The following is a 22,048-nucleotide window of genomic DNA, read 5'->3' as shown; positions in this document are numbered from 1 at the left end:
TACACATGATTCAATTAATTGTAAATGCAGATGATTTTGGTTTTAGTTCTGGAGTGAATTATGGGATTATTGATTCTCATCTGAATGGAATTGTGAACTCCGCCACAATGATGATGAATATGGAAGGAACCGAGCAGGCCATTCAGCTTGCAAAAGAGCATCCTAGCCTCCAAGTAGGAATTCATTTAGTCCTTACATGTGGAAAGCCTCTTTTACAAGATGTTGGGTCACTTACTAACGAAGAAGGATCCTTTCATTCCTTATCGGAACTTCACTTGAAAAAAGACACTATACGGCTTGAAGAAGTGGAGAGAGAATGGACAGCTCAAATTGAAAAGTTCCTAAGCTCTGGTGTCCCTCTAACTCATATGGATAGTCATCACCATGTTCATACGATTGAGGAGTTATTACCGGTGGTTCAACGATTATCGAAAAAATATAACTTACCGGTTAGAGCAAATGGATTAGAACAAATTCATGGAGTGGAGCCGTTCACGGATGTGGCCTTATTTGATTTTTATGGGGACGGGTTGGAAGCGAAGTATTTCGACAAGCTTAAGGAAAGCTTCACCCAACCAATAAAAATTGAAGTTATGGCTCACCCAGCTTACTTAGATACTGCTCTATTAAATGGTTCCTCCTATACGTACAAGCGCATAGAAGAGGTGGATATATTAAAAGCAGTGGTTCTGCCTGAAGGGATTCAATTATTATAAAAGGGAAAATGTTACAAGTTTTATAGTTGCATATAGTAATATTTTTGTGTCATAATAGGTATGTAATCATTTAGTTACGACTATAGTAATAGTATAGTACAAATGAATATTATCGGTTTTCCTTTCTCAGTAAAGGGGAGTAGCGTCAGGATTTATCCTGAAACAAAGTCGTCATTACATGGAGTTAAATCCATCGGCTTTGTTGGCATATACATGTGCTTAGCGAGACCTTTGCCTACAATGGCAAGGTCTCTTTATTTTTGTAGGCAAAAAAATCGATAAGAACTTACTTTTTAGGAGGGAATCTTTTATGGAACTAGAATTCTTAACTGCACTACTTACCATTATTGTCATTGACTTAGTTCTTGCCGGTGATAATGCCATTCTGATTGGTTTAGCAGCTAGAAATCTTCCAAAGGAACAGCAGAAAAAAGTTATTTTATGGGGTTCACTTGGAGCAATTATTATTCGTGTAGTAGCAACACTTGCTGTTGTATGGTTACTTAAAATTCCAGGCTTACACTTAGTTGGTGGATTGTTACTTGTATGGATCGCGTATAAGTTATTAACGGATGATGATAGCCATGGGGATGTAAAAGCGGGTGATTCGTTCTGGGCAGCAATACGCACGGTTATTATTGCAGATGCATTAATGGGATTAGACAACGTTCTTGCAATCGCTGGAGCATCTCACGGTAATATGACTCTAGTTATTATCGGATTATTGATTTCTGTACCAGTAGTAATGTGGGGTAGCACGATGATTATTAAATGGATCGAGCGCTTCCCAGTTATCGTAACCATTGGATCAGCTATCTTAGCATGGACAGCCGCAAAAATGATTGTTGGCGAAGGATTCCTAGAAGGTATCTTTGCAAATGGTTTTGTGAAATACGGTTTCGAAATCCTTGTCATTGCTGGTGTTGTTTTAGCAGGAAGAATGACAATGAAAAAGAAACAGCTTGCAGCGCAAACCGAAGAAACCTTCGAGTTGAAAAAGGCTGGTTCTCATTAATATATGTAAGGTGCTCCCAAATGTGGGAGCACTTTTTATATTTTTAATTCTTGATGAAGTTGGGTGGATGTTTCAATTTGAAAGGTGGCATGTTCAATATGAAATTTCTCCCGTACCACACGAATAGCCTCTTTAAGAATCGTTTGTGAAGTCTGATCATCCTTTACAAGCAAATGACATGTTAACGAATGTAGCCCAGATGTAATCGTCCAAATATGGAGATCGTGTACATCGACCACCCCTTGAATGGATTCAAGGGCATTCTTAACATCCTCTTGATTCACAGATAGTGGTGTTCCCTCCATTAGTATATGAAGAGAATGAGAAATGACACCCCATGCACTACGTAAAATTAATAAAGCGACAATGACGGAAATAATAGGATCCGCGATATACCATCCAAACAGTAGCATCACGATTCCAGCAATTATCGCCCCAACAGACCCTAACGCATCTCCTAATACATGTAAATAGGCACTTCTCACATTAACGTTATCTTTGACATCACCATTTCGTAATAGTGACCAAGCGCTAATTAAGTTTGCTCCGAGTCCAATACAAGCAATAAGGATCATCGTCCCACTTGCAACAGTTGGAGGTTCAATAAATCGTTCAAATGCTTCCCAGACGATAAAACCCGCAATCACAAATAGAGTGACTCCATTAAACAGGGCTGCCAATACTTCAAAACGGTAAAACCCAAAGGTTTTTTTTGGTGTAGCCGGACGAGAAGCAATCCAAAGAGCAACCACACTTAGTAGCAAAGAGCTCGCATCACTAAGCATATGCCCCGCATCTGACAAAAGTGCAAGACTATTGGTAATTAATCCTCCAAAAAACTCGGTGAACATAATTCCGGTTGTAACAAATAAAGCGATTAGTAATCCCTTTTTGTTCCCTTCACGCTGCGAATCAAAATGATCATGGCTATGGTCATGATCATGATGGTGATGATGCCCGTGACCGTGGTGATGATGGTGATGACCCATATGAATTCCTCCTAATTACAGTTAATATGGGAAAGGACTTGGTGGAGAATCGTGATAACATGTTCGTCATCGTATGAATAGTACAAAGTGCTTCCTTCCCGACGATATTTGACTAATCGAAGCTTTCTAAGGGTGCTAAGTTGATGAGAAACGGCAGATTGAGTCATCTCAAGTACTTCCGTAATATGACTCACAGAGCATTCCTCCTGTGAGAGTAGGTATAAAATTTTTATTCTTGTTGGATCAGCGAGTGCTTTAAAAATCCTTGATGCTTCATCCGCTGTTGCTTGGCTAAGAAAAGAATGATCCGTACGTTCCATCATCTAGCTCCTTTGATCAGTAATTTAACATATGAGCATATGTTCATATACGTATAGTATCATAAATTTGGTCATTTGGTGATAAAAAAACTTGAATTCTCAGAAATTTATTTTGGAACAAACGTAAAAAAGTGATAACATGGTAGAAAACAATATGCTTTCGTCCGGTTAAGTATTGGAGTGAACGTTGGAGTGATGACAGTGACTTTAAGAGAAGTTCCATTAAGAGAAAAAAGTATCGTATTTATCGGCTTTATGGGTGTGGGGAAAACAACCATTGGAAAATTAGTAGCTAAAAAGCTTTACCGTGATTTTATAGATATCGATCAAGTAATTGAAGAAGAATACGGTGCACCGACTTCAGAAATTTTCAAACAAATTGGGGAAAAAGCCTTCCGTGCTAAAGAAAAAGAAGTAATTACTGAATTAAGCAAGAAGAAGCTATCTGTTCTTTCTTTAGGGGGCGGAGCGTTTCTTCAAGAAGATATACGCGAAGCGTGCTTGAAAAATTGTATCGTATTTTTCCTAGATTTATCGTGGGAATATTGGAAGGATCGTATTAGTTTAATTATTGATTCAAGACCCGTTCTTCAAGGTCGAAATATTGATGAAATTTTGGAGCTTTTTAATAGCAGACAAGAGATCTATCAATACCACCATTCAAAAGTAAAAACGGATACTCAGGATGCTGATGAGATCGCTGACTATATCGTCGATTCTTTAAAGGTTGCATGGGATATTTATGAGCCAAGATAATACATGAGGAAAAAGCCATTCGATTGAATGGTTTTTTTGTTTTTATTGGAAATTTTAATAGGGACAGCCTATGAATCAGGCTGTTTTTTTCAATTAGACTTTCCTTTCTCTCCCCCATACAATTAAGGCATAACATGAATTCATGATAGAAAAAGAAAACACTTTATTCATTCTTGTGAATCATTTCACAATTATATAGCTAGGACAACAACATTTCAATTGGAGGCAAGAAACATGGCAGATTTAGGACGCATCGATGGAAGAACAAAATTAATTGGACTTTTAGCAACACCAATCGGTCACTCATTATCACCAGCTATGCAAAACATGTCATTAAGAGAACGTGGTTTAAATTACGCATATATGGCATTTGAGGTAGGAAATCAGCAGTTAGCCGATGTAGTAACAGGAATGAGAGCCCTTGGCGTAAGAGGGTTTAATGTATCCATGCCAAATAAAACGAAAATCCTCCCATTATTAGATGAACTTTCGCCTGCTGCTCAGTTTACGGGTGCAGTGAATACAGTGGTTAATGAAAACGGGAAGCTAGTCGGTCATATTACAGACGGAACTGGATATATGAGAGCATTAAAAGAAGCAGGTGTAGACGTTGTTGGCAAGAAAATGACCTTGATGGGTGCTGGTGGAGCAGCAACTGCGATTGCCATTCAAGCAGCCTTGGATGGAGTAGCTGAAATCTCAATTTTCAACCGTGAGGACGACTTTTACCACCGCGCATTAAAAAATGCTCAAATCATTAACGAAGAAATAGAAGGCATCAATTGTAAGGCAACGGTTTACAATCTTGATGATGCAGATCGTTTAAGGGAAGAAATTGCAACTAGCGATATTCTTACAAATGCAACAGGTGTAGGAATGAAGCCGTTAGAAGGAGAAAGCGTGGTGCCAGATGCATCTTGGTTACGACCAGAACTCATTGTATCTGATGTTGTATACATTCCACGTAAAACAAGATTACTAGAATTAGCAGAAGAAGCTGGTTGTGCGAAGGTAATCAACGGGTTAGGAATGATGCTTTGGCAAGGTGCAGCAGCATTTAAGCTTTGGACTGGCGGAGATATGCCTGTTGAGTATGTAAAAGAGCAAATGTTTTAAAAGAGAAAGGAATCGTATTCCTTTCTCTAATAAATAAATTTTTTTCGCTAATAATGTGAAGTGATTCACAAATTTGAAAGGAGAAGAAAGTATGGAGACAAATAAAAAATATTACCCAATCGCTTTTGCACTATATTTTACTTATTTAGTTCACGGAATTGGGGTATCCATCTTAGCACAATACAAACAGAATTTTGCAGAAAAATGGGGGGCTATCACATTAACGGACGGTACATTTGATGTTAGTATGGTGCTTACGGTCATTGCTGCATTAGGTTTGGGACGATTAATCTCGCTTCCAATAGCAGGACCACTGTCAGATAAGTTTGGACGTAGAGTATCTGGATTAATTGGTATTACAGCATATGTAACTTATTTTATCGGTCTTGTGTTCTCACCAAGTATGTATGTTGCCTACGCATTTGCTTTACTAGGTGGGGTAGCGAACTCTTTTATAGATACAGCAGTTTATCCAGCCATCATGGAGATTTTTAAGAAAAAAGGCGATGTGGGCAATCTATTTGTAAAGTTCTCGATCTCCATTGGACAATTCTTACTTCCATTTATGATTGGTTTTGTAGCAGCAAATACGATGTCATTTACAACCTTATTCTATTTATCAGCGATTCTTTTAGCAGTAGCGGGGGTACTCATGGCAGTTTTACCATTCCCTCCAATGTTGGTCAAAGTTGAAAAAGCAGACTCTAAAAAATCAGAAAAGATAAAGCTAACCGGACCAAGTTTAGCGATTGTAATCTTAGGATTCACCGTTACTTCAACATTTATCTTGTGGTTAAATGCGAATCAGGAATTAGGAAAACTATATGGTTTAGAGGACCCAAGTAAAATTCAATCGTATTATGCACTTGGTACAGTGATTGCCATCTTAGTCACATCCTACTTAATTAACAAAAAAATTCTTCAATCGGTTCAAGTGGTTGCTATTTACCCAGCGATTGCTGCCGTTATGTTGCTAGTGATTTACTTTGTGAAGGTGCCTTCAATTTTATTGGTCGGTGGATTCGTTCTAGGGTTTACTGCTGCAGGTGGAGTTCTACAATTAGTCACCTCTCTAGCTGTAGAGTTGTCTCCAGCAAACGGTGGAAAAATGACATCGATCGTAATGATCGCTTCAAGTCTTGCAAACTACACGATTCTAACAGCTGCAGGAGCAATTACGAAAGCTGGCGGAGTAAATGGCCCATTGTATCTTCTATTGTTTAACTTTTCCATCACAGCAATCGGTGTTGGGCTTGCGGTATATGTGAACAAGAAGTATGCAGAAAAGGCGAAAGCTCCGGTTAAAATGGCGAGCTAAAAAAGGAAATGGCACTAATCGTATGTATTAGTGCCATCCCCAATGTTTCTAGAAAGTTCTCAATTTAGACAATTTGATTTCAAAAAGTAGACTCATTTACAACGTAATAAGTATCTTAATATTGATATAATATGCTCAAGTTCTCACAAAGTGTACGTTACTTAAGAACAAAGGAGTGCTGAAAATGAAAAATAAATACTCTTTCACTGCAATTGGCTGCTACATCAACTATTTTGTCTTTGGCATGGCCTATATTATGATTGCACAAAATATGTCTTTCTTAACGGAACAATTCCACACAGATAAAGCTGGGATCAGCTTTATCATTTCGGCGTTTGGACTCGGACGACTATTGTCACTCTATTTAGGTGGTGTATGGTCAGATAAGATTGGAAGAAAACCATTTATTGTCGCTGGTTGTCTATTGTTTGCTGTGTTCCTAATCGGTATTCCACTTAGTCCAACCTATGTAATGGCGATTGTGTTTGCTTTCTGTGGTGGATTGGGCAATGCATTTCTAGATGCAGGAACATATCCAACCTTAATGGAGGTTTTCCCAAAAACAGCTGGTTCAGCTACAGTTGCATTAAAGGCATTTATTTCTTTCGGCTCTGCTTTACTTCCATTACTAATTGCCTTTTTTATTCAGCATGATATTTTTTATGGTGTATCGTTTTTTATTCCAGCCATCATCTTCTTAGTATCAGGTTTCATGTTAGTGAAGGCAAAGTTTCCTAATCATAAGGTTACGGCAGAAAGTACGGATAGCGGTCCACCTGTTGTGTTTTATACAAAACCTAATTTTATGATTGAGGGAGTGGCCATTCTCATCATTGGTTTTACTGCGCCAGCTCTTCTTTACTTAATGAATATTTGGATTCCCACTTACGGGCAGGAAATGATCGGAATGCCTTTAGTTGATTCGTTAAAGCTGATGTCTTATTACAGCTGGGGAGCTCTTCTCTCCGTCATCTCTTTAGCATTTTTAGTAAGAAAGATGATTCGCCCAGTCACCATTGTTCTTGTTTATCCCATTTTCTCGTTTTTGTCGATTTTAACTTTATTGACTTTTAAAACACCAGCATTCGCGATGATCTCAGCATTCCTTATCGGCTTCTTTCTAGCAGGTGTTCTTCAGCTAGGATTAACTGTGTTATGCGAGTTCTTCTGGGATCGCAAAGGCTCAGTAACAGGAATTATGTACACGGCAACAGGATTAGCAACGACCCTTATTCCGATGGTATCAGGATTCATTACCAGATATGTGGATATTTATGGTGTATTTGTGTTTGCACTTCTCGTCAACTTCATCGGAATTCTAGCAGCAGGAGTCGTATTCATCCAATATCGTAAACTAACAAGCTTAAAGCAACAACAACTAGCCGCATAAGGAAAGGCAGCCACTTTTGAATACGGGCTGCCTTGTTTTATTTTGATTGAAATTTTCTTTGGAAAAGGTCAAATAGCATCATTTTGTCACGCAACATTACTGAACATGGTTGCTGTCCCATTGGATAAGTGAGCGTATATTTGTCGCAAACAGGACATTTCCCGTCTTCTTTAAAATAATGAATAATGTTCATTGGAAAGTTGAAATTGCCTCCCCCAACTAACATTTGATAAGAGTGGCCTTTCACTTCAAATATCACCTGATATCCACTAAAGATGGATAATTTACTAATTTTTATATTCGTAGCAGAATAATGGCTCATTTTTTTACACATCCCTAGGAAATTTCAGTAGAAGACTAGCTTATGGTTTTATTATAGCGGAATATGGATGGGATTTCATGGCATTCTGTAACAAAATGGGGGAGAAATTGGTGTGGTTAGGGGGGATCCGCGACTTTTGGTGTTCTATCCGGGAGTTTCAGTGTTCTATCCGGGAGTTTCAGTGTTCAATCGGTGACCTCTCTGGATCCTTCAGCTCCCACGCTCAACTATCAGCGCTATGTCCAATATATCAGCGACTTTTGCAATATATCAGCGCCATATCAAATATATCGGCGACTTCCGCGATATATCAGCAACCTCCTAAAAAACAGAGGTTCCCAATCAATAAAAAGCGAGCTACACCTCGTGCAGCTCGCCTCTAAAATCATAATAAAGATCAGCCGCAATCGACAACTAACCCTCTCTTAATCATTAATAAGGATCAGCTTCGTGGCTTTTCTTTACGGCTTCTTCTGTTGCTTCATTTGCAGCTAGTGAACCTTGACCATATTTTGATTGACCTGCTTCGCGACCAGGAACTTTACCTGCTTCTATGCCTTCCATTTCTTTCACTTTCATTTGAAGGCCTTCTTTCACACGTCGACCATATTCTTCATCGGCTTGCGTGAAGTGATTAATCATAGCATCTTGAATTTTGGGGTCACAAACGGCAAGTGCTTCGGATAGATTCTTAATTAATTCATCGCGTTCCCAATCTTCAAAGCTTCGGTAGGTGTGGCCTGCTTGCCCATAGTTGTTAGGTCGATCAATTGGTGCACTCATCGCTGCTGCATTATATGTTGGGTGGTGCGGTGCACGACCTTCTCTACTGGCTTCTTTAAAACCACCGAGCATTGATGGCTCATAGTTAATATGTGGATTTTCCCCTGATTCCTTTGGGTCACGTATATCCATTTGCCCACGTTGCTGATTGGTGTGTACAGGTGCTTTTGGCGCATTTACAGGCAATTTTAAATAGTTTGCTCCCACACGATAGCGTTGCGTATCAGAGTAAGAGAAGGTACGACCTTGCAACATTTTATCATCCGAAAAGTCCATTCCATCAACAAGAACTCCTGTACCGAAGGCAGCTTGCTCAATCTCCGCATGAAAATCAACAGGATTGCGATCAAGAACCATACGACCTACTGGTAACCATGGAAACTGATCTTCTGGCCACAGTTTGGTGTCATCGAGAGGATCAAAATCAAGTTCCGGATGGTAATCGTCTTCCATGATCTGAACAAAAAGCTCCCATTCTGGAAAATCTCCTTGTTCAATTGCTTCGTATAAATCTTGTGTAGCATGACCTACGTTTTTGGCTTGAATCTCGTTTGCCTCATCTTGTGTTAAATTTCGGATTCCTTGCTTTGGCTCCCAGTGATATTTCACCAACACAGCCTCACCCTCAGCATTCACCCATTTATAGGTGTTTACACCAGAACCCTGCATATGACGATAGGTAGCAGGAATTCCCCATGGAGAGAAGAGGAAAGTAATCATATGGGTCGCCTCAGGTGTACGGGAAACGAAATCAAACATCCGCTGTGGATTGGGAACGTTTGAAGCAGGATCTGCTTTAAAAGCATGAATCATATCAGGAAATTTCATCGCATCACGAATAAAGAAAATCTTTAGGTTGTTCCCAACCAGATCCCAGTTTCCGTCTTCCGTATACATTTTAACAGCGAAACCACGCGGGTCGCGTGCAGTTTCCGGTGAATCCTTCGCTCCTGCCACTGTAGAGAAACGAACCATTAGTGGTGTTTTCTTCCCAGCTCCAGAAAATACTTTGGCACGTGTATATTTTTCTACTGGTTCATCTCCCACTTTTCCATACGTTTCAAAAAAGCCAAAAGCTCCAGAGCCACGCGCGTGAACGACACGCTCTGGTATCTCTTCACGATCAAAGTGGGAAATTTTTTCAATGAAGTGATAATTCTCAAGTGTGGCTGGTCCGCGGTTCCCTATCGTACGGATATTTTGATTATCGGGCACGGGATGGCCCTGACGTGTGGTTAGTGTCTCACGGTTCTCGTCTTGTCCGCTTGAACCATTCGTATCTTTGTTCTCTGTCAAAAAGATAACCTCCTAATAATTATTACTGTCATAGAATGTCCAATTAAAGGTGGTGTATGCAAGATTTTCCATAAGGCCCCAAAAGGACATTAACAGGACATTCACCACCCATCATCCCATTCATACACTGTACGTGAAGTGGATGCCCTTTACCCATTTAAAGCTAAAGTGAGAAGAAGTAGGCTTGCAAACTAAAGAGAATGAGGATGATATCAAGTGACAAGGAAAATCCCTACAGGTTACAAATCAAAGCTCGATTTACTACAAACGGAACAAGCGATTAAAAAAGTGAAGGATTATTTTGAAAGTAATTTGGCAGAAGAATTGAATCTGATTCGCGTATCAGCACCAATCCTTGTTAAAGAAGGGAACGGCATTAACGATAATTTAAATGGAGTGGAACGAATAGTTTCCTTTGATGCTCTGGATATAAAAGACACGGAAATCCAAGTAGTTCAATCATTGGCTAAGTGGAAAAGGCTCGCTTTAGCGAAATATGGAATTGGTTTAGGTAAGGGATTGTATACCGATATGAATGCCATTCGAAGGGACGAAATCCTAAGCAATCTTCATTCCCTATATGTGGACCAATGGGACTGGGAAAAGGTCATTACAAAAGAACAACGAAATGTTCAAACCTTACAAGCAGAGGTTCGAAAAATTTATAATGTGCTTCGATCTACCGAGATTTACCTTAATGACTTTTTCCCAGAATTAAAACCATCACTTCCGATGAATATTCATTTCGTCACTACACAGGAACTTGAAGATCAATATCCCGAGTTAACACCGAAGCAAAGAGAGGATATCGTTGCAAAGGAATACGGTGCCGTGTTTATCTCTCAAATTGGCGGTGCATTAAAGTCAGGTAACAAGCATGATGGTCGCTCTCCTGATTATGACGATTGGACGTTGAATGGTGATATAGTCCTTTGGAATCCTACCCTTGAAATGGCATTTGAAGTCTCTTCTATGGGGATACGAGTAGATGAGGAAGCCTTGAAACATCAGTTAAAACTAGCTGGTGCTGAAGAGCGTGCACAGTTAGAGTTTCATCAAGCTATTTTAAATAAGGAAGTTCCTTACACCATTGGTGGAGGAATTGGCCAATCAAGATTATGCATGTTTTTCCTACAAAAAGCACATATTGGTGAGGTTCAAGTGTCGATTTGGAATGAGGAGATTTTACAGTCTTGCAGAGAGGCGAATATTCAACTGCTATAGCTGACGAAGTCCCAATAAGCTTACCCTTATTGGGGTTTTCCTTGCAAAGTCTTAACAAGATAGCAAGCATCAAGGAACTAGAGTGGTAGAATTATTTTTTTAGTTGTTACAAACTGGACGAATGTATAGTAATTGGCGAAAATAAGATAAAGAAGTATTTCATTATCCAACAGTGAGATAGTAAGTATATAAAAAGAAAAAGAGCTGATTCGATGAGTATTATTTTAGCTTTACTTGCTGCTTTATTCGCAGCACTAACCGCTATCTTAGCCAAAATCGGAATTGAAAATGTGAATTCGAACCTCGCGACAGCCGTACGAACTGTAGTGGTACTGATCATGGCTTTTCTCATGGTAATCATCACCAAGCAAACAGATGCCCTGTTTGAGGTTTCGGGAGAAGCACTGTTTTACCTCGTGCTGTCAGGGTTAACAACCGGACTATCCTGGCTTTGCTTTTTCAAAGCGATTCAAATTGGAGATGTATCGAAGGTTGTTCCCATTGATAAAGCAAGCGTTGTATTAACGATTATTCTTTCGTTTATTGTACTTCAAGAGCCAGCGACAACCCTGGTCGTAGCTGGAGGAGTCATTATCTCTGTCGGAACCTTTGTGTTAATTGGAAGAAATAAAGAGAAGAAAAAAGTTCGAGTAGGCCAGTCGTATATTTGGTTGGCGGTTCTCTCAGCCATCTTTGCATCTTTGACAAATATTTTAGCTAAGATCGGAATCGAAGACGTGGACTCCAACATAGCCACCTTTATCCGGACTATCGTTATCATCCTGTTTGCATGGGGCATTGTTTTTTTTCAAAAGACTGGCAAGGAGTTAAAAACCATTTCAAAACGATCGTACATATTTTTGATTTTATCTGGTGCGGCTACAGGACTTTCATGGCTCTGCTATTTTGCAGCGCTCGCCTTCGGAAAGGTGAGTGTAGTCACGCCGATTGATAAGTTCAGTGTCGTTATTACGATGGTACTTAGTTTTATTATCTTGAAGGAAAAGCCGTCGAAAAATACGATTGCTGGAGCGGTATTGATTACGATTGGTACGGCGTTGTTAATTTTATAGATACGCTTTAAAGTGTAACAGTAAAAAATTCTATAGGGTTAGAGAACTTTTAACATTCATAAATAACAGAAGCTGTAGGTCTGATCACAAGACCTACAGCTTTTTTTGGTCTTCAAATAAATAACATTCCCACATTATATATCATATTTACTATTGTCTTCCTCACTTTCACATGATAAAGTAGGTTTATTCTTTTGAAAAGCGAATGTTTTAAGGATTTGTTTTAATAATGTTCGTGTTTTGGTTTGGTCAATCCGAATATAAGCAAAATCCGTTATGATCCATTCATAACGTTTTTAGAATTTACTAAGGAGAGATGTTAGTGAGGAAGAACAGGTGGTTGATTGCATTATCAGCAGTGGGGATTCATATTTCGATTGGCTCCGTGTATGCATGGAGTAACTTTACTGCGCCGTTAAAAGAGATGTTTGGTTGGTCTGATTCTGAAGTGGCTTTAACCTTTAGTATTGCTATTTTATTTTTAGGATTATCTGCGGCTTTTCTAGGGCATTTTGTAGAGAAATATGGACCGAAAAAAGCTGGGTTACTAGCAGCGGTTTTCTTTGGGATTGGGATGACAGGTGCAGGGTTCGCCGTTGATATGGAGTCTAAATCCCTGTTGTACTTATTTTATGGGGCACTTGGGGGAATTGGACTTGGAGTAGGTTATATTGCTCCTGTTTCAACTCTTGTAAAATGGTTTCCTGATAGAAGAGGTCTTGCAACAGGTTTAGCTATTATGGGGTTCGGCTTTTCAGCAGCGATTGCTAGCCCTATTATGAACTCATTAATTACTTCTGTTGGAGTGGCAAACACATTTTATATTCTAGGAATCTCTTATTTTCTCATCATGGTTGTCTCTTCTTTATATCTTGAAAAACCAAAAGAAGGTTGGTTGCCAGAAGGCTTTAAAGAGAAGATTGCAAGTGGAAAAGCAAAGGCTATGTTGGATTTATCCCAATTAACAGCCAATCAAGCTGTTAAGACCAAACGTTTTTGGTATTTGTGGTTCATGTTATTCATCAACATTACTTGTGGAATTGCGATATTAGCAGTAGCAAAACCACTAGCAATGGAAGCAATCGGTATTGATATGGCAACAGCGGCTGCATTAGTTGGTGCGATCGGAATTTTTAATGGTCTTGGACGAATTGGCTGGGCTTCTTTATCCGATTATATTGGGAGACCGAATACGTATACAGCATTTTTCGTGCTGCAAATGGTGATCTTCTTTTTCTTACCGCAAGTGTCGATTCAATGGTTGTTTATGGGCATGCTGATCGTCGTTTATACTTGCTATGGTGGGGGATTTGCATCCATTCCAGCTTATATCGGTGATCTATTTGGTACGAAGCAATTAGGTGCGATCCATGGGTATATATTAACCGCATGGGCAGCTGCTGGTTTAGCAGGTCCACTTTTTGCCGCTTGGATTAAGGATACGACAGGAAGCTATGCCGGAAGCTTAACCTTCTTTTCGGGATTATTTGTAGTTGCACTCATTCTTTCTCTATTAATTCGAGCTGATATTCATAAATTAAAATCTCAAGCCATAATTGAATCGGTAAAACAGGCTGGATAAAAAGAAGGGTTCGTGCTAAACCAAAGCATGAACCCTTCTTTTGTTAACAATCACAAGTGTAAAAAAAATTTTCTATTGGTGTGTTTTTCAGCTAAAGGTATCTCGAAATTTGTCGATATTTCATCTAGGAAAACAAAGTAATTAATAGAAGAGGTGCACTATGGCTACACATTATGAAAAACTGGGCACGAAGTTACTGACGTATACAGTAATCTCGCTCTATTTATCAGCAATTCCGATCATTGGGCTCATGTATTTTTTCAAGCAAATTGAGCTTGAACCGATGATTGGTTTCTTTGCGTTAACAGTAATCGTTTGTTCTTTACTATTTGTGATTAACAAAAAACTTGCAAGCTTCAGTTGGACGAAATATTTAGTAGTCTCGTTAATGTTTATTGCGAGTCATTTTCTACTAATAGCCATTCCAACGTTTAATGCTTGGACAATTTTTATTCTGTATTTGATCTTTTCTATTGTTTATTTGGATCGTAAAGTGATGATTGTGGCAACAGCTCTTATGTTACTCATTTTTACCATTCAGTTTTCTATAAATCCAGCATTTCAAGCCGTTCAATTGCCCGTTCTGGATCTGGTTGTTTTATATGTGTTAATTGCGATGTGTGGTGTGGCTGGAATCATCATCTCAGTTATTGGTAGAAAAGTAGTTTCTGATGTGAATGTGCACTTAGAAGAATCAAAAAATCAGCAGCAGCAACTTCAAGAAACCTTTGAGAACATTAAAGGGTCTGTTCAAGGGTTATTATCTTTTTATCAATCCATTCAAGCCGAGGTTAGTCATACGGGCAAGGCAACGGAGGAAATTGCGGTTGGTTTTGGGGAAGTGGCTAAAGGGGTGGAATATCAAGCAGTTTCCATTCATGATATTAAGGATAATATCGAGAAGATTCATAAGGAAATCTCGCTTGTTACTCAAACATCCGAAGAGATGAAGACTTTATCTGGGAAGACGGGTGAGTCCACTCAGGTAGGTGCAACACACTTATCTCAGCTTGCTTCTAATATGGGAAAAGTGGAAGGAAGCATGACGGAAACGGTAAGCTTAATGGGAACACTCGCGGCACAAAATAGTAAAATTGAAGAGATGCTTGGGTCGATTAAAGGAATTACGGAACAAACGAATTTGCTAGCACTTAATGCAAGTATTGAGGCAGCTCGCGCTGGAGAACAAGGTAAGGGGTTTGCAGTTGTTGCCGACGAGGTTCGAAAATTAGCTGAACATTCTCGTCGAGCAACCGAAGAAGTGGGAAGCATGTTAACGGATATTTTTTCTAAAATTATTCAGCTTCAAGAAAAACTCGATCACAGCAAAAGTGCGTTTGAACTAAGCTCGCAAGCGGCAAAAGAGGCAGAAAATATACTTCAACTCATTAGTCAAAATGCAACCAATGTATTTTCGCAAGCCGATCAAATTCAGGATAAAACGAAGTCTCTGTTGGAAGCTTCGGACAGTATTGTAAATGAAGTAACTTCAATTAGTAATATTACAGAAGAAGCATCCGCCACAACGGAAGAAATTTATGCTGGAGTCGAAGACCAAAGACATTCAATGAAGGAAGTTATTGCTAGCTTGGATCAACTCAATGATTTGATTGTTGCTTTAGAAGATATGGTAGCTCAAAATTCAAACAACTAAAAATAGAGTGTCTTCATCAAAATTGGTGGGGGCACTTTTTTGATTATAGGGACAATGAAGAACGTTAGGCAGGAGGATTAAGCAGGAATCGTCCTTCACTAGGTGAATCAAGCATTAATAATGGGAGATAGTAACTTTAGGAAGGAGGCTGAAACACGATGAAACCATCCTGTTATACAGAGTACGATCTACTGCAAAAAGTGGTTGTTTGTCACCCAAAGTACATGGGGGATGGGAAAATAAGAAATGTAGAAAATCAAAATACAAAGAAGGTTTCTATACATATTGATAAGGCTATGAGTCAGCATGGAGGATTTGTACGAAAGTTAAAGGATTATGGAGTAGAGGTTGAGTATCTCACTCCTAAAGAAGAAATGACAGAAGGTGTTTATACAAGAGATATCGCATTCACACTGGGAGAAGAAATTTTTATCGCGAAAATGGCACATCCGCCACGTGTGGGAGAAGAGAAAAATCTCATTCAGTGGTTAAACCTACAAGGTATTCAGCATAATGATCTTTTTAAAGATCATATCGAAGGCGGAGATGTACTCATTGATCAAGATACCATTTATATTGGAGTAAGTAATCGTACGACAGAGGCAGCGATTAATCATATCCAAAGCTTGCTCCCCAATTTCAATATCATTGATTTGCCTTTCAGTGATAAGTTTCTTCATTTAGATTGTATTTTCAATATCCTATCCCCAACCGAGGCGCTCATTTATCCTGGGGAGTTTCCGAAAGAAAAAGAGGATTATCTCAGGTCGAGGTATCACTTAATTGAAGTGACAACAAAGGAACAAGAATCACTTGGGACCAATGTTCTTTCGATCGGTCACAAAAGGGTGTTTAGTCATTCGAAAAATGTTGGAGTGAACCAGTCTCTCCGTTACCATGGCTACAAAGTAATCGAAGTTGATTTTTCAGAGATTATTAAATCAGGTGGAGCGTTTCGCTGTTGCACCTTTCCACTAGTAAGAGCGTCCTCGAATTAATCACGGGGGCGCTTTTTTACAAAAAAATAAATAATAAAAATCATGATAACAGCAGCAGCTAAGATGAGTTGAAGCTTCGTATCAAATTTCAGAACTTGGTGAACCCCATAAGCTTCGATGAACAAAGAAGGGATCTTTCCAAGGGTACTCACGATTCCAAACGCTACAATATTCATCTTACCAATCGCAGCAGTTAACGTCACGAAACCTGATGGAACAAAAGGCAATAACCGGAGCAAAAGAACGATGGCAACAGCTTCAAATCCTCTCGATTGATACAATCGGTCAAGGAGGACTCGAACCCATCTGCTCTTGAAATGTATCTTCTCCTTCACCCGCGAAAATCCTTTTCGATATAGCCAAAAGCTCACAATGGCACCAAGCGCTTCTCCTATAATAGAAACAACTAACCCACCCTCAAATCCAAGGAAAGCAATATTCACAGCTGTTAAAAAGGCACTTGGAATAACACCAGCGACAGCGATGAGCACATTTCCTATTACACTTCCGAAAATAAAAAGAATTTCGTTCATTGTCCGTCCTGCCACTTGTATCCTAATCCCCAAACGGTTTGTAAGTGCTCATCGGCAGGGAAATGGGCTTTTCTTAATTTTTCTCGTAAATTTCGAACATGAGAGTCAATGGTTCTGTCCTCAGTAGCAACTCCATGGCCCCAGATCGAGGTGATCAAATGGTCGCGTGTAAATACCCTATTAGGATGAGTTAAAAACATCTCCATCATGGAAAATTCCTTTGGTGTCAGTGGAATGGGTGTTTTTTCATAATGCAGGTCAAAGGATTCTAGATTCAAAACTAGTCCTTTAAAAGTTAGTAGTGTGTTAGTGGACTTATGTCTCCTCAATACAGCCCCAATTCGGGCAAGTAGTTCATCTTCATCAAATGGCTTTGAGATATAATCATCTGCACCAATACCAAGTCCCTTCACCACATCGGTCTTATCTGTTCGTGCCGTTAACATGATAATAGGAAGATCCGATTTCTTTCTTATTTCTGCACATAACGTCCAACCGTCCATTTCAGGCATCATGATATCTAGTAGTACGAGGTCAACCTGATACGATGATAAGTATTCCAGTGCATACAAAGCAGAGGTGTGTGGAACGCATTTGTATCCTTTTGGTTCTAGGTAAAGGCATAATAAATCCAACATTCGTTGCTCATCGTCCACCAGTAAGATCGTTTTCATCACTCCACACTCCCTTAAAGATCATTTGAAATTCGGTTCCTTGTTGTATTTGGCTTTTTACTGTTATCGTTCCGTCATGTTTATTCACTAGTTCTTTAACAATGGAAAGACCAAGACCAGCCCCACCTAGCATACGAGTTCGTGATTTATCTACTCGATAAAAACGGTTAAAGATATGTGGTAAATCCTCTTCAGGTATGCCGTTACCGGTATCATGAATGGTCACATAAAGCTGGTTTTTTCTTCGTTCAACCATCACGCTAGTACTTCCTCCATGTGAAGAATATTTCATGGAATTATCCAATAAGTTTAAAAAAATCTGTTCCATTCGGATTGGGTCAGCCAGTAAAAAGAAATCTCTTTGGCAGGAGATATGAAGATTCATTCCCTTTTCTTTAAAAGCAGGAGCCAGTTTCACCTCTACTTTTTCAAGAATCTCCTTTATGTTAACTTCTGTTTTTTCAATTAAAAATGAATTTTGATCCATTTTGGCTAAATCAAATAGCTGCTTAATTAAGTCATTTAGACGATTGGTTTCTTCAAGAATAATAGCTAGGTAGTTCTGTTTTTCTTTCTCAGATAACTCGCGTTTCATAACAATTTCGGTATAGCCTTTTATATAAGTAATCGGTGTTCGTAATTCATGTGATATGCTTGCCAGAAAGTCATTTCTTTCTTGCGTTAAAAAGGTAAGATCATGTGCGAGCGATTCAATCGATTTGGCTAGATCGCCCAGTTCATCGTTCCCTGTTTCAGGTAAGGAGATAGAGTAGTTCCCCTGGCTGATTTGAAAGGTTGCATCCTTCATTTTGATAAGTGGCTTGGTGATTGCTTTCGACAGCAAAGCGATAATAAATAGTGTTAGACCAACCGTTAAGAATCCAGCAAGGAGAAAATGTTGGTTTAATCGTTTAATTAAGGAATGAACGGTTTCTGTGTCTTGAAACATGAACACATATCCGATCATTTCCCCCTCATTTTCTAAAGAGCTAACGGTTGATATGAAAGGTTCTGTCTCCCAGTCATTCTCGATGATGATGCCTTCCTTAGGAACCTCTTTTAAAGGAAGCTTTACGTTTTCCATAAGTTGTTCATTTTTACTCGATGACCCAAGGATATGTAAGTCAGCATCGGTTACCACTACATCTGTTGTGGATTCTGTTTCCATTAAAGCAACGTGATCGATAGTTTCTGGGGTAAAATGGTTTTCTAAAATCGCACGATGGGAATTCCCGCGGGCTTGAAGGGCATTCAGTTCTTCTTGTATACGTGATTCTACTAAAGCAGAGTGAAGAAAAAGGAACATAAACGATTCAAGTCCTAAAATGCATAAAAAGAAAATGGCCCCTAATTTGATGGATAGCTTTTTCAAGGGAATTCTCCTTTCTGGTCATACTTCTATAGTAATCGAATTTACTATGGAAATCTTAATTTATGTATAAGAAAAATAAGGGAATATTAGCAGATGACAAAAAAGAATCAAACTTTATGCATAAATTCTGCACAAAGTATTGGTAAAGTGAGACTATGTTTTTACTATGAATTTGTAGAAAAAGGATAGTTCCGTAGATGAAAAAGCAATATGCAAGTATGATAAGTATAGTATTTGAAAAGCCGGGACATAGTTCACATTAATATTAGGAGGCCATTTTTTAAGATGAATAAATTTTTACTAGTAGCTGCAATTAGCCTTTTGGCGCTATCAGCGTGCAGCCAAGAAGACGAGACAGCGCAACCAGAGGAATCAACAAATCAAACCGAAACTCAGGACTCAGACGCACAGGATGAAACCGGAGATTCAGCTACAGTTTCGCTCGCATCACATGACTTTTTTGAATCGTTCACTGGAAAAATAGATCATATCCACGGGCTGGGGTATGTTGGAGATCAAGATGCTACCTTTTTTGCAGCTCATGATGGGTTAAAGGTATATGAGAACGGAACATGGTTAAAAACAAATAGGGAAAATAATGATTATATGGGCTTTAACGCCACCGATGATGGATTTTATTCAAGCGGTCACCCGGGAACAGATTCTAAGCTTCCCAACCCAATTGGCATTATGAAAAGTGTGGATTATGGTCAAACTTTACAAAGTCTTGGCTTTGAAGTCGAAGTGGATTTTCATCTTATGGCGGTAGGATATAACAACCATCAAATTTTTGCGATGAGTCCACATAAAAACTCCGTTATGAAGGCTGATGCATTTTATGTAAGCGAAGACGATGGAGCCAATTGGAAAGAAGTTTCAGCGAATGGTTTAAAAGGTGAGCTCATTGGATTAGCTGTACATCCAACAGATAAAAATATATTGGCAGCAGCGGCTGAAGACGGAATTTACATGTCTAGAAACCAGGGAGAAACGTTTGAGTTACTAACAACAGGAACACAGGGAACAAGTGTTTATTTTACTGGTGATAGCCTCCTTTACGGTGAATATGATGGTCAGCCTTCATTTGTAATAAGAAACTTAACCGATGATAAAGAAGAGGAAATTACGTTGCCGGAGATGGAGGAAGACGCCGTTATGTACGCCGCAATCAATCCAAAAAACGAACATGAAATCACATTCGTTAGCTTTAACAATGACATATACCAAACCACCGATCACGGTGAAAGCTGGAAGTTGCTAGCGAAATCAGGAAAATTACAATAAAGAATGTGACGTAGAGAAGTAGTTCTCTACGTCTTTTTTATGGTGATAAAGTATAATTTTTTCCTCTTAAAGGATAATAATCCTAGCATAATTTTTACTTTGTGAAAGTTCGGTGAGAAGTATGATGAAAAAAGGGAGTAATAAAAAATCAGAGAAAAAACCAGAAATAACAACAATCCGGGAAGCGTTTGATTCTCTGAGGAAATCAAGTGATTTTGTGTTTTATAAAAAAGAGCAGGGGAAGGTTCCGTATGTTATCTCCTATTTTTCAAGTATCGTGGATGCGGAAGTAATTCATCAATATATCCTACCGAATTTGCTACAAATCAGTGACTTGGAGGAATTCAAGTCAAAAATTCCAATTGAGGAAATCATTGATGTGACAAGCCCGAAGGATCTACTAGAGAAGATGCCTTCTGGCTATGTGTATATTTACTTTACAGATTCTAATCATCATGGAGTTTTAGTTCCAGCACCCAAAGATGAAAATCGGTCCATCTCTCCACCAGAAGTAGAATTTAGTGTGGTCGGTCCGAAAGAATCTTTTATTGAATCATTAGATACAAATATTTACCTTATCCGAAGAAGGTTGCCGATTGATAGCCTGAAAGTGGAAAAAATCACAATCGGTGATTTATCGAATACCGAAGTTGCCTATTTATATATAGAAGATATTGCAGATGAAGTAAACGTAAATACGCTTAAACAGCGATTGAACGAAATCGATTTTGATGCGATTGGTGATTCGGCTTATATTTCACAAATTATTGCGGACAATCAGCGATCTCCATTTCCACAAATTCTGGATACCGAAAGACCAGATCGGGTGGCAACCGCACTTGCAGAGGGAAAAATTGCTATTATAGTTGACCGATCGCCACATGCCTTAATTGGTCCCACCACTTTTAATGAGTCCATCTCCACATTTGAGGACTATTTATTAAATTGGTATGCCGCTTCCTTCATACGAATTGTTAGAATTGCTTCTATTGCCTTCTCTATATTGATTACACCTATATATGTCGCGACTTTGACGTATCATTATGAGTTAATACCTAAGGATTTATTAGCGACATTGATTACATCGAGAAGAGCCATTCCCTTACCGCCTATCTTAGAAGCGCTGTTTCTTGAGCTCACCATTGAATTACTAAGAGAGGCTGGAGCTAGACTTCCGACAAAGGTAGGTCAAACAATTGGTATCGTAGGCGGGATCGTTATCGGGACTGCGTCGGTTGAGGCCGGGTTAACAAGTAATGTTTTGTTAATTATGGTTGCCTTAGCAGCGCTGGCTTCGTTTACCACTCCAACTTATCAATTCGGTAACACCATTCGTATTATCCGATTCCCGTTTTTGCTTTTTGCCCATGCATGGGGCTTACTCGGGATTGTCCTTTGCTTTTCATTACTTGCAGGACATTTATTGCAGTTAACCTCTTTAGGGAGACCATATCTGGAACCTTTTTATCCAACAAGGCTCAGAGATTTAAAGGATACCATTATTCGTCTGCCTTTTTCCAAGCTAAGCCGAAGACCTGTTCACAATCGTCCTGAACAGAAAAAACGCTTCACACCAAAAGATGAAAAAGTTCATCGAGATATTGATGAATAGCTCGTTATAAGGAGTTGTTCT

At 39.1% G+C, this 22,048-nt stretch carries 20 protein-coding genes and 1 riboswitch; of the genes, 13 read left to right on the top strand and 7 right to left on the bottom strand.

Features of this window, described 5'->3' with window-relative positions; genetic code table 11:
- Positions 1-5 precede the first annotated feature (5 nt).
- On the top strand, positions 6-716 hold the full coding sequence (gene chbG / locus M3175_RS07250) for a chitin disaccharide deacetylase (RefSeq protein WP_251516696.1): 711 nt from the start codon (positions 6-8) through the stop codon (positions 714-716).
- A gap of 122 nt (positions 717-838) precedes the next feature.
- Positions 839-937: riboswitch (yybP-ykoY riboswitch) on the top strand.
- A gap of 89 nt (positions 938-1,026) precedes the next feature.
- Entirely contained in the window at positions 1,027-1,731 is a 705-nt protein-coding gene (locus M3175_RS07245) for a TerC family protein (RefSeq protein ID WP_251516694.1), read from the top strand.
- 35 nt (positions 1,732-1,766) lie between these two features.
- Here M3175_RS07245 and M3175_RS07240 read toward each other — a convergent pair whose 3' ends face one another.
- Together M3175_RS07240 and M3175_RS07235 are read right to left on the bottom strand one after the other, a co-directional pair.
- Positions 1,767-2,720 (bottom strand): cation diffusion facilitator family transporter, encoded by a 954-nt coding sequence (locus M3175_RS07240; RefSeq protein ID WP_251516691.1) that lies wholly within the window; start codon positions 2,718-2,720, stop codon positions 1,767-1,769.
- A gap of 11 nt (positions 2,721-2,731) precedes the next feature.
- Positions 2,732-3,040 carry an ArsR/SmtB family transcription factor gene (locus tag M3175_RS07235; RefSeq protein ID WP_251516689.1) on the bottom strand — a complete coding sequence of 103 codons (309 nt, stop codon included), beginning with the start codon at positions 3,038-3,040 and terminating at the stop codon, positions 2,732-2,734.
- A gap of 195 nt (positions 3,041-3,235) precedes the next feature.
- Between M3175_RS07235 and M3175_RS07230 the strand changes: the two genes are divergently transcribed.
- The 4 genes from M3175_RS07230 to M3175_RS07215 all read left to right on the top strand — a co-directional run bounded on the left by M3175_RS07230 (position 3,236) and on the right by M3175_RS07215 (position 7,620).
- Complete coding sequence (locus tag M3175_RS07230) at positions 3,236-3,796, top strand: shikimate kinase (RefSeq protein ID WP_251516687.1); 561 nt, start codon at positions 3,236-3,238, stop codon at positions 3,794-3,796.
- 234 nt (positions 3,797-4,030) lie between these two features.
- Complete coding sequence (locus M3175_RS07225; RefSeq protein WP_251516685.1) at positions 4,031-4,912, top strand: shikimate dehydrogenase; 882 nt, start codon at positions 4,031-4,033, stop codon at positions 4,910-4,912.
- A gap of 91 nt (positions 4,913-5,003) precedes the next feature.
- Positions 5,004-6,230, top strand: coding sequence for an MFS transporter (locus tag M3175_RS07220; RefSeq protein ID WP_251516684.1), 1,227 nt, complete (start codon positions 5,004-5,006; stop codon positions 6,228-6,230).
- Positions 6,231-6,414: 184 nt separating this feature from the next.
- On the top strand, positions 6,415-7,620 hold the full coding sequence (locus M3175_RS07215) for an MFS transporter (RefSeq protein WP_251516683.1): 1,206 nt from the start codon (positions 6,415-6,417) through the stop codon (positions 7,618-7,620).
- A 37-nt stretch (positions 7,621-7,657) separates the two neighbouring features.
- Here the strand turns inward: M3175_RS07215 and M3175_RS07210 are convergent, their stop codons facing one another.
- Complete coding sequence (locus M3175_RS07210) at positions 7,658-7,942, bottom strand: hypothetical protein (protein WP_251516682.1); 285 nt, start codon at positions 7,940-7,942, stop codon at positions 7,658-7,660.
- Between the two features lie 432 nt (positions 7,943-8,374).
- Positions 8,375-10,021 (bottom strand): catalase, encoded by a 1,647-nt coding sequence (locus M3175_RS07205; RefSeq protein WP_251516681.1) that lies wholly within the window; start codon positions 10,019-10,021, stop codon positions 8,375-8,377.
- Between the two features lie 216 nt (positions 10,022-10,237).
- On the opposite strand from M3175_RS07205, the gene asnA reads away from it, so the two are divergent.
- The 5 genes from asnA (at position 10,238) to M3175_RS07180 (ending at position 16,552) form a co-directional block, all read left to right on the top strand.
- On the top strand, positions 10,238-11,245 hold the full coding sequence (gene asnA / locus M3175_RS07200) for an aspartate--ammonia ligase (protein ID WP_371321670.1): 1,008 nt from the start codon (positions 10,238-10,240) through the stop codon (positions 11,243-11,245).
- Positions 11,246-11,457: 212 nt separating this feature from the next.
- Complete coding sequence (locus tag M3175_RS07195; RefSeq protein ID WP_251516680.1) at positions 11,458-12,318, top strand: EamA family transporter; 861 nt, start codon at positions 11,458-11,460, stop codon at positions 12,316-12,318.
- Positions 12,319-12,634: 316 nt separating this feature from the next.
- Positions 12,635-13,900, top strand: coding sequence for an L-lactate MFS transporter (locus M3175_RS07190; protein ID WP_251516678.1), 1,266 nt, complete (start codon positions 12,635-12,637; stop codon positions 13,898-13,900).
- 160 nt (positions 13,901-14,060) lie between these two features.
- Positions 14,061-15,554, top strand: a complete 1,494-nt coding sequence (locus M3175_RS07185; protein WP_251516677.1) for a methyl-accepting chemotaxis protein — start codon at positions 14,061-14,063, stop codon at positions 15,552-15,554.
- A 158-nt stretch (positions 15,555-15,712) separates the two neighbouring features.
- Positions 15,713-16,552, top strand: coding sequence for a dimethylarginine dimethylaminohydrolase family protein (locus M3175_RS07180; protein ID WP_251516675.1), 840 nt, complete (start codon positions 15,713-15,715; stop codon positions 16,550-16,552).
- Here the strand turns inward: M3175_RS07180 and M3175_RS07175 are convergent.
- The 3 genes from M3175_RS07175 to M3175_RS07165 are packed head-to-tail and all read right to left on the bottom strand — an operon-like array spanning position 16,549 to position 19,131.
- On the bottom strand, positions 16,549-17,085 hold the full coding sequence (locus M3175_RS07175; protein ID WP_251516673.1) for a TVP38/TMEM64 family protein: 537 nt from the start codon (positions 17,083-17,085) through the stop codon (positions 16,549-16,551). The genes M3175_RS07180 and M3175_RS07175 overlap by 4 nt on opposite strands.
- Positions 17,082-17,759, bottom strand: a complete 678-nt coding sequence (locus M3175_RS07170) for a response regulator transcription factor (RefSeq protein WP_251516669.1) — start codon at positions 17,757-17,759, stop codon at positions 17,082-17,084. Before M3175_RS07170 ends, M3175_RS07175 begins: the two co-directional genes overlap by 4 nt.
- The gene (locus tag M3175_RS07165) at positions 17,731-19,131 is read right to left on the bottom strand and encodes a sensor histidine kinase (RefSeq protein WP_251516666.1); all 1,401 of its coding nucleotides are present in this window, start codon (positions 19,129-19,131) and stop codon (positions 17,731-17,733) included. The genes M3175_RS07170 and M3175_RS07165 overlap by 29 nt, the downstream gene beginning before the upstream one ends.
- Before the next feature lie 285 nt (positions 19,132-19,416).
- On the opposite strand from M3175_RS07165, the gene M3175_RS07160 reads away from it, so the two are divergent.
- Together M3175_RS07160 and M3175_RS07155 are read left to right on the top strand one after the other, a co-directional pair.
- Positions 19,417-20,415 (top strand): F510_1955 family glycosylhydrolase, encoded by a 999-nt coding sequence (locus M3175_RS07160; protein ID WP_251516663.1) that lies wholly within the window; start codon positions 19,417-19,419, stop codon positions 20,413-20,415.
- Between the two features lie 124 nt (positions 20,416-20,539).
- On the top strand, positions 20,540-22,027 hold the full coding sequence (locus tag M3175_RS07155; protein ID WP_251516660.1) for a spore germination protein: 1,488 nt from the start codon (positions 20,540-20,542) through the stop codon (positions 22,025-22,027).
- Positions 22,028-22,048: the final 21 nt, after the last annotated feature.

The organism is Robertmurraya korlensis (assembly GCF_023715225.1).
In the GTDB taxonomy this organism is placed as follows: domain Bacteria; phylum Bacillota; class Bacilli; order Bacillales; family Cytobacillaceae; genus Robertmurraya_A.
The sequence above is the reverse complement of the archived record's forward strand: the minus strand, read 5'-3'. Positions and strand labels throughout refer to the sequence as shown.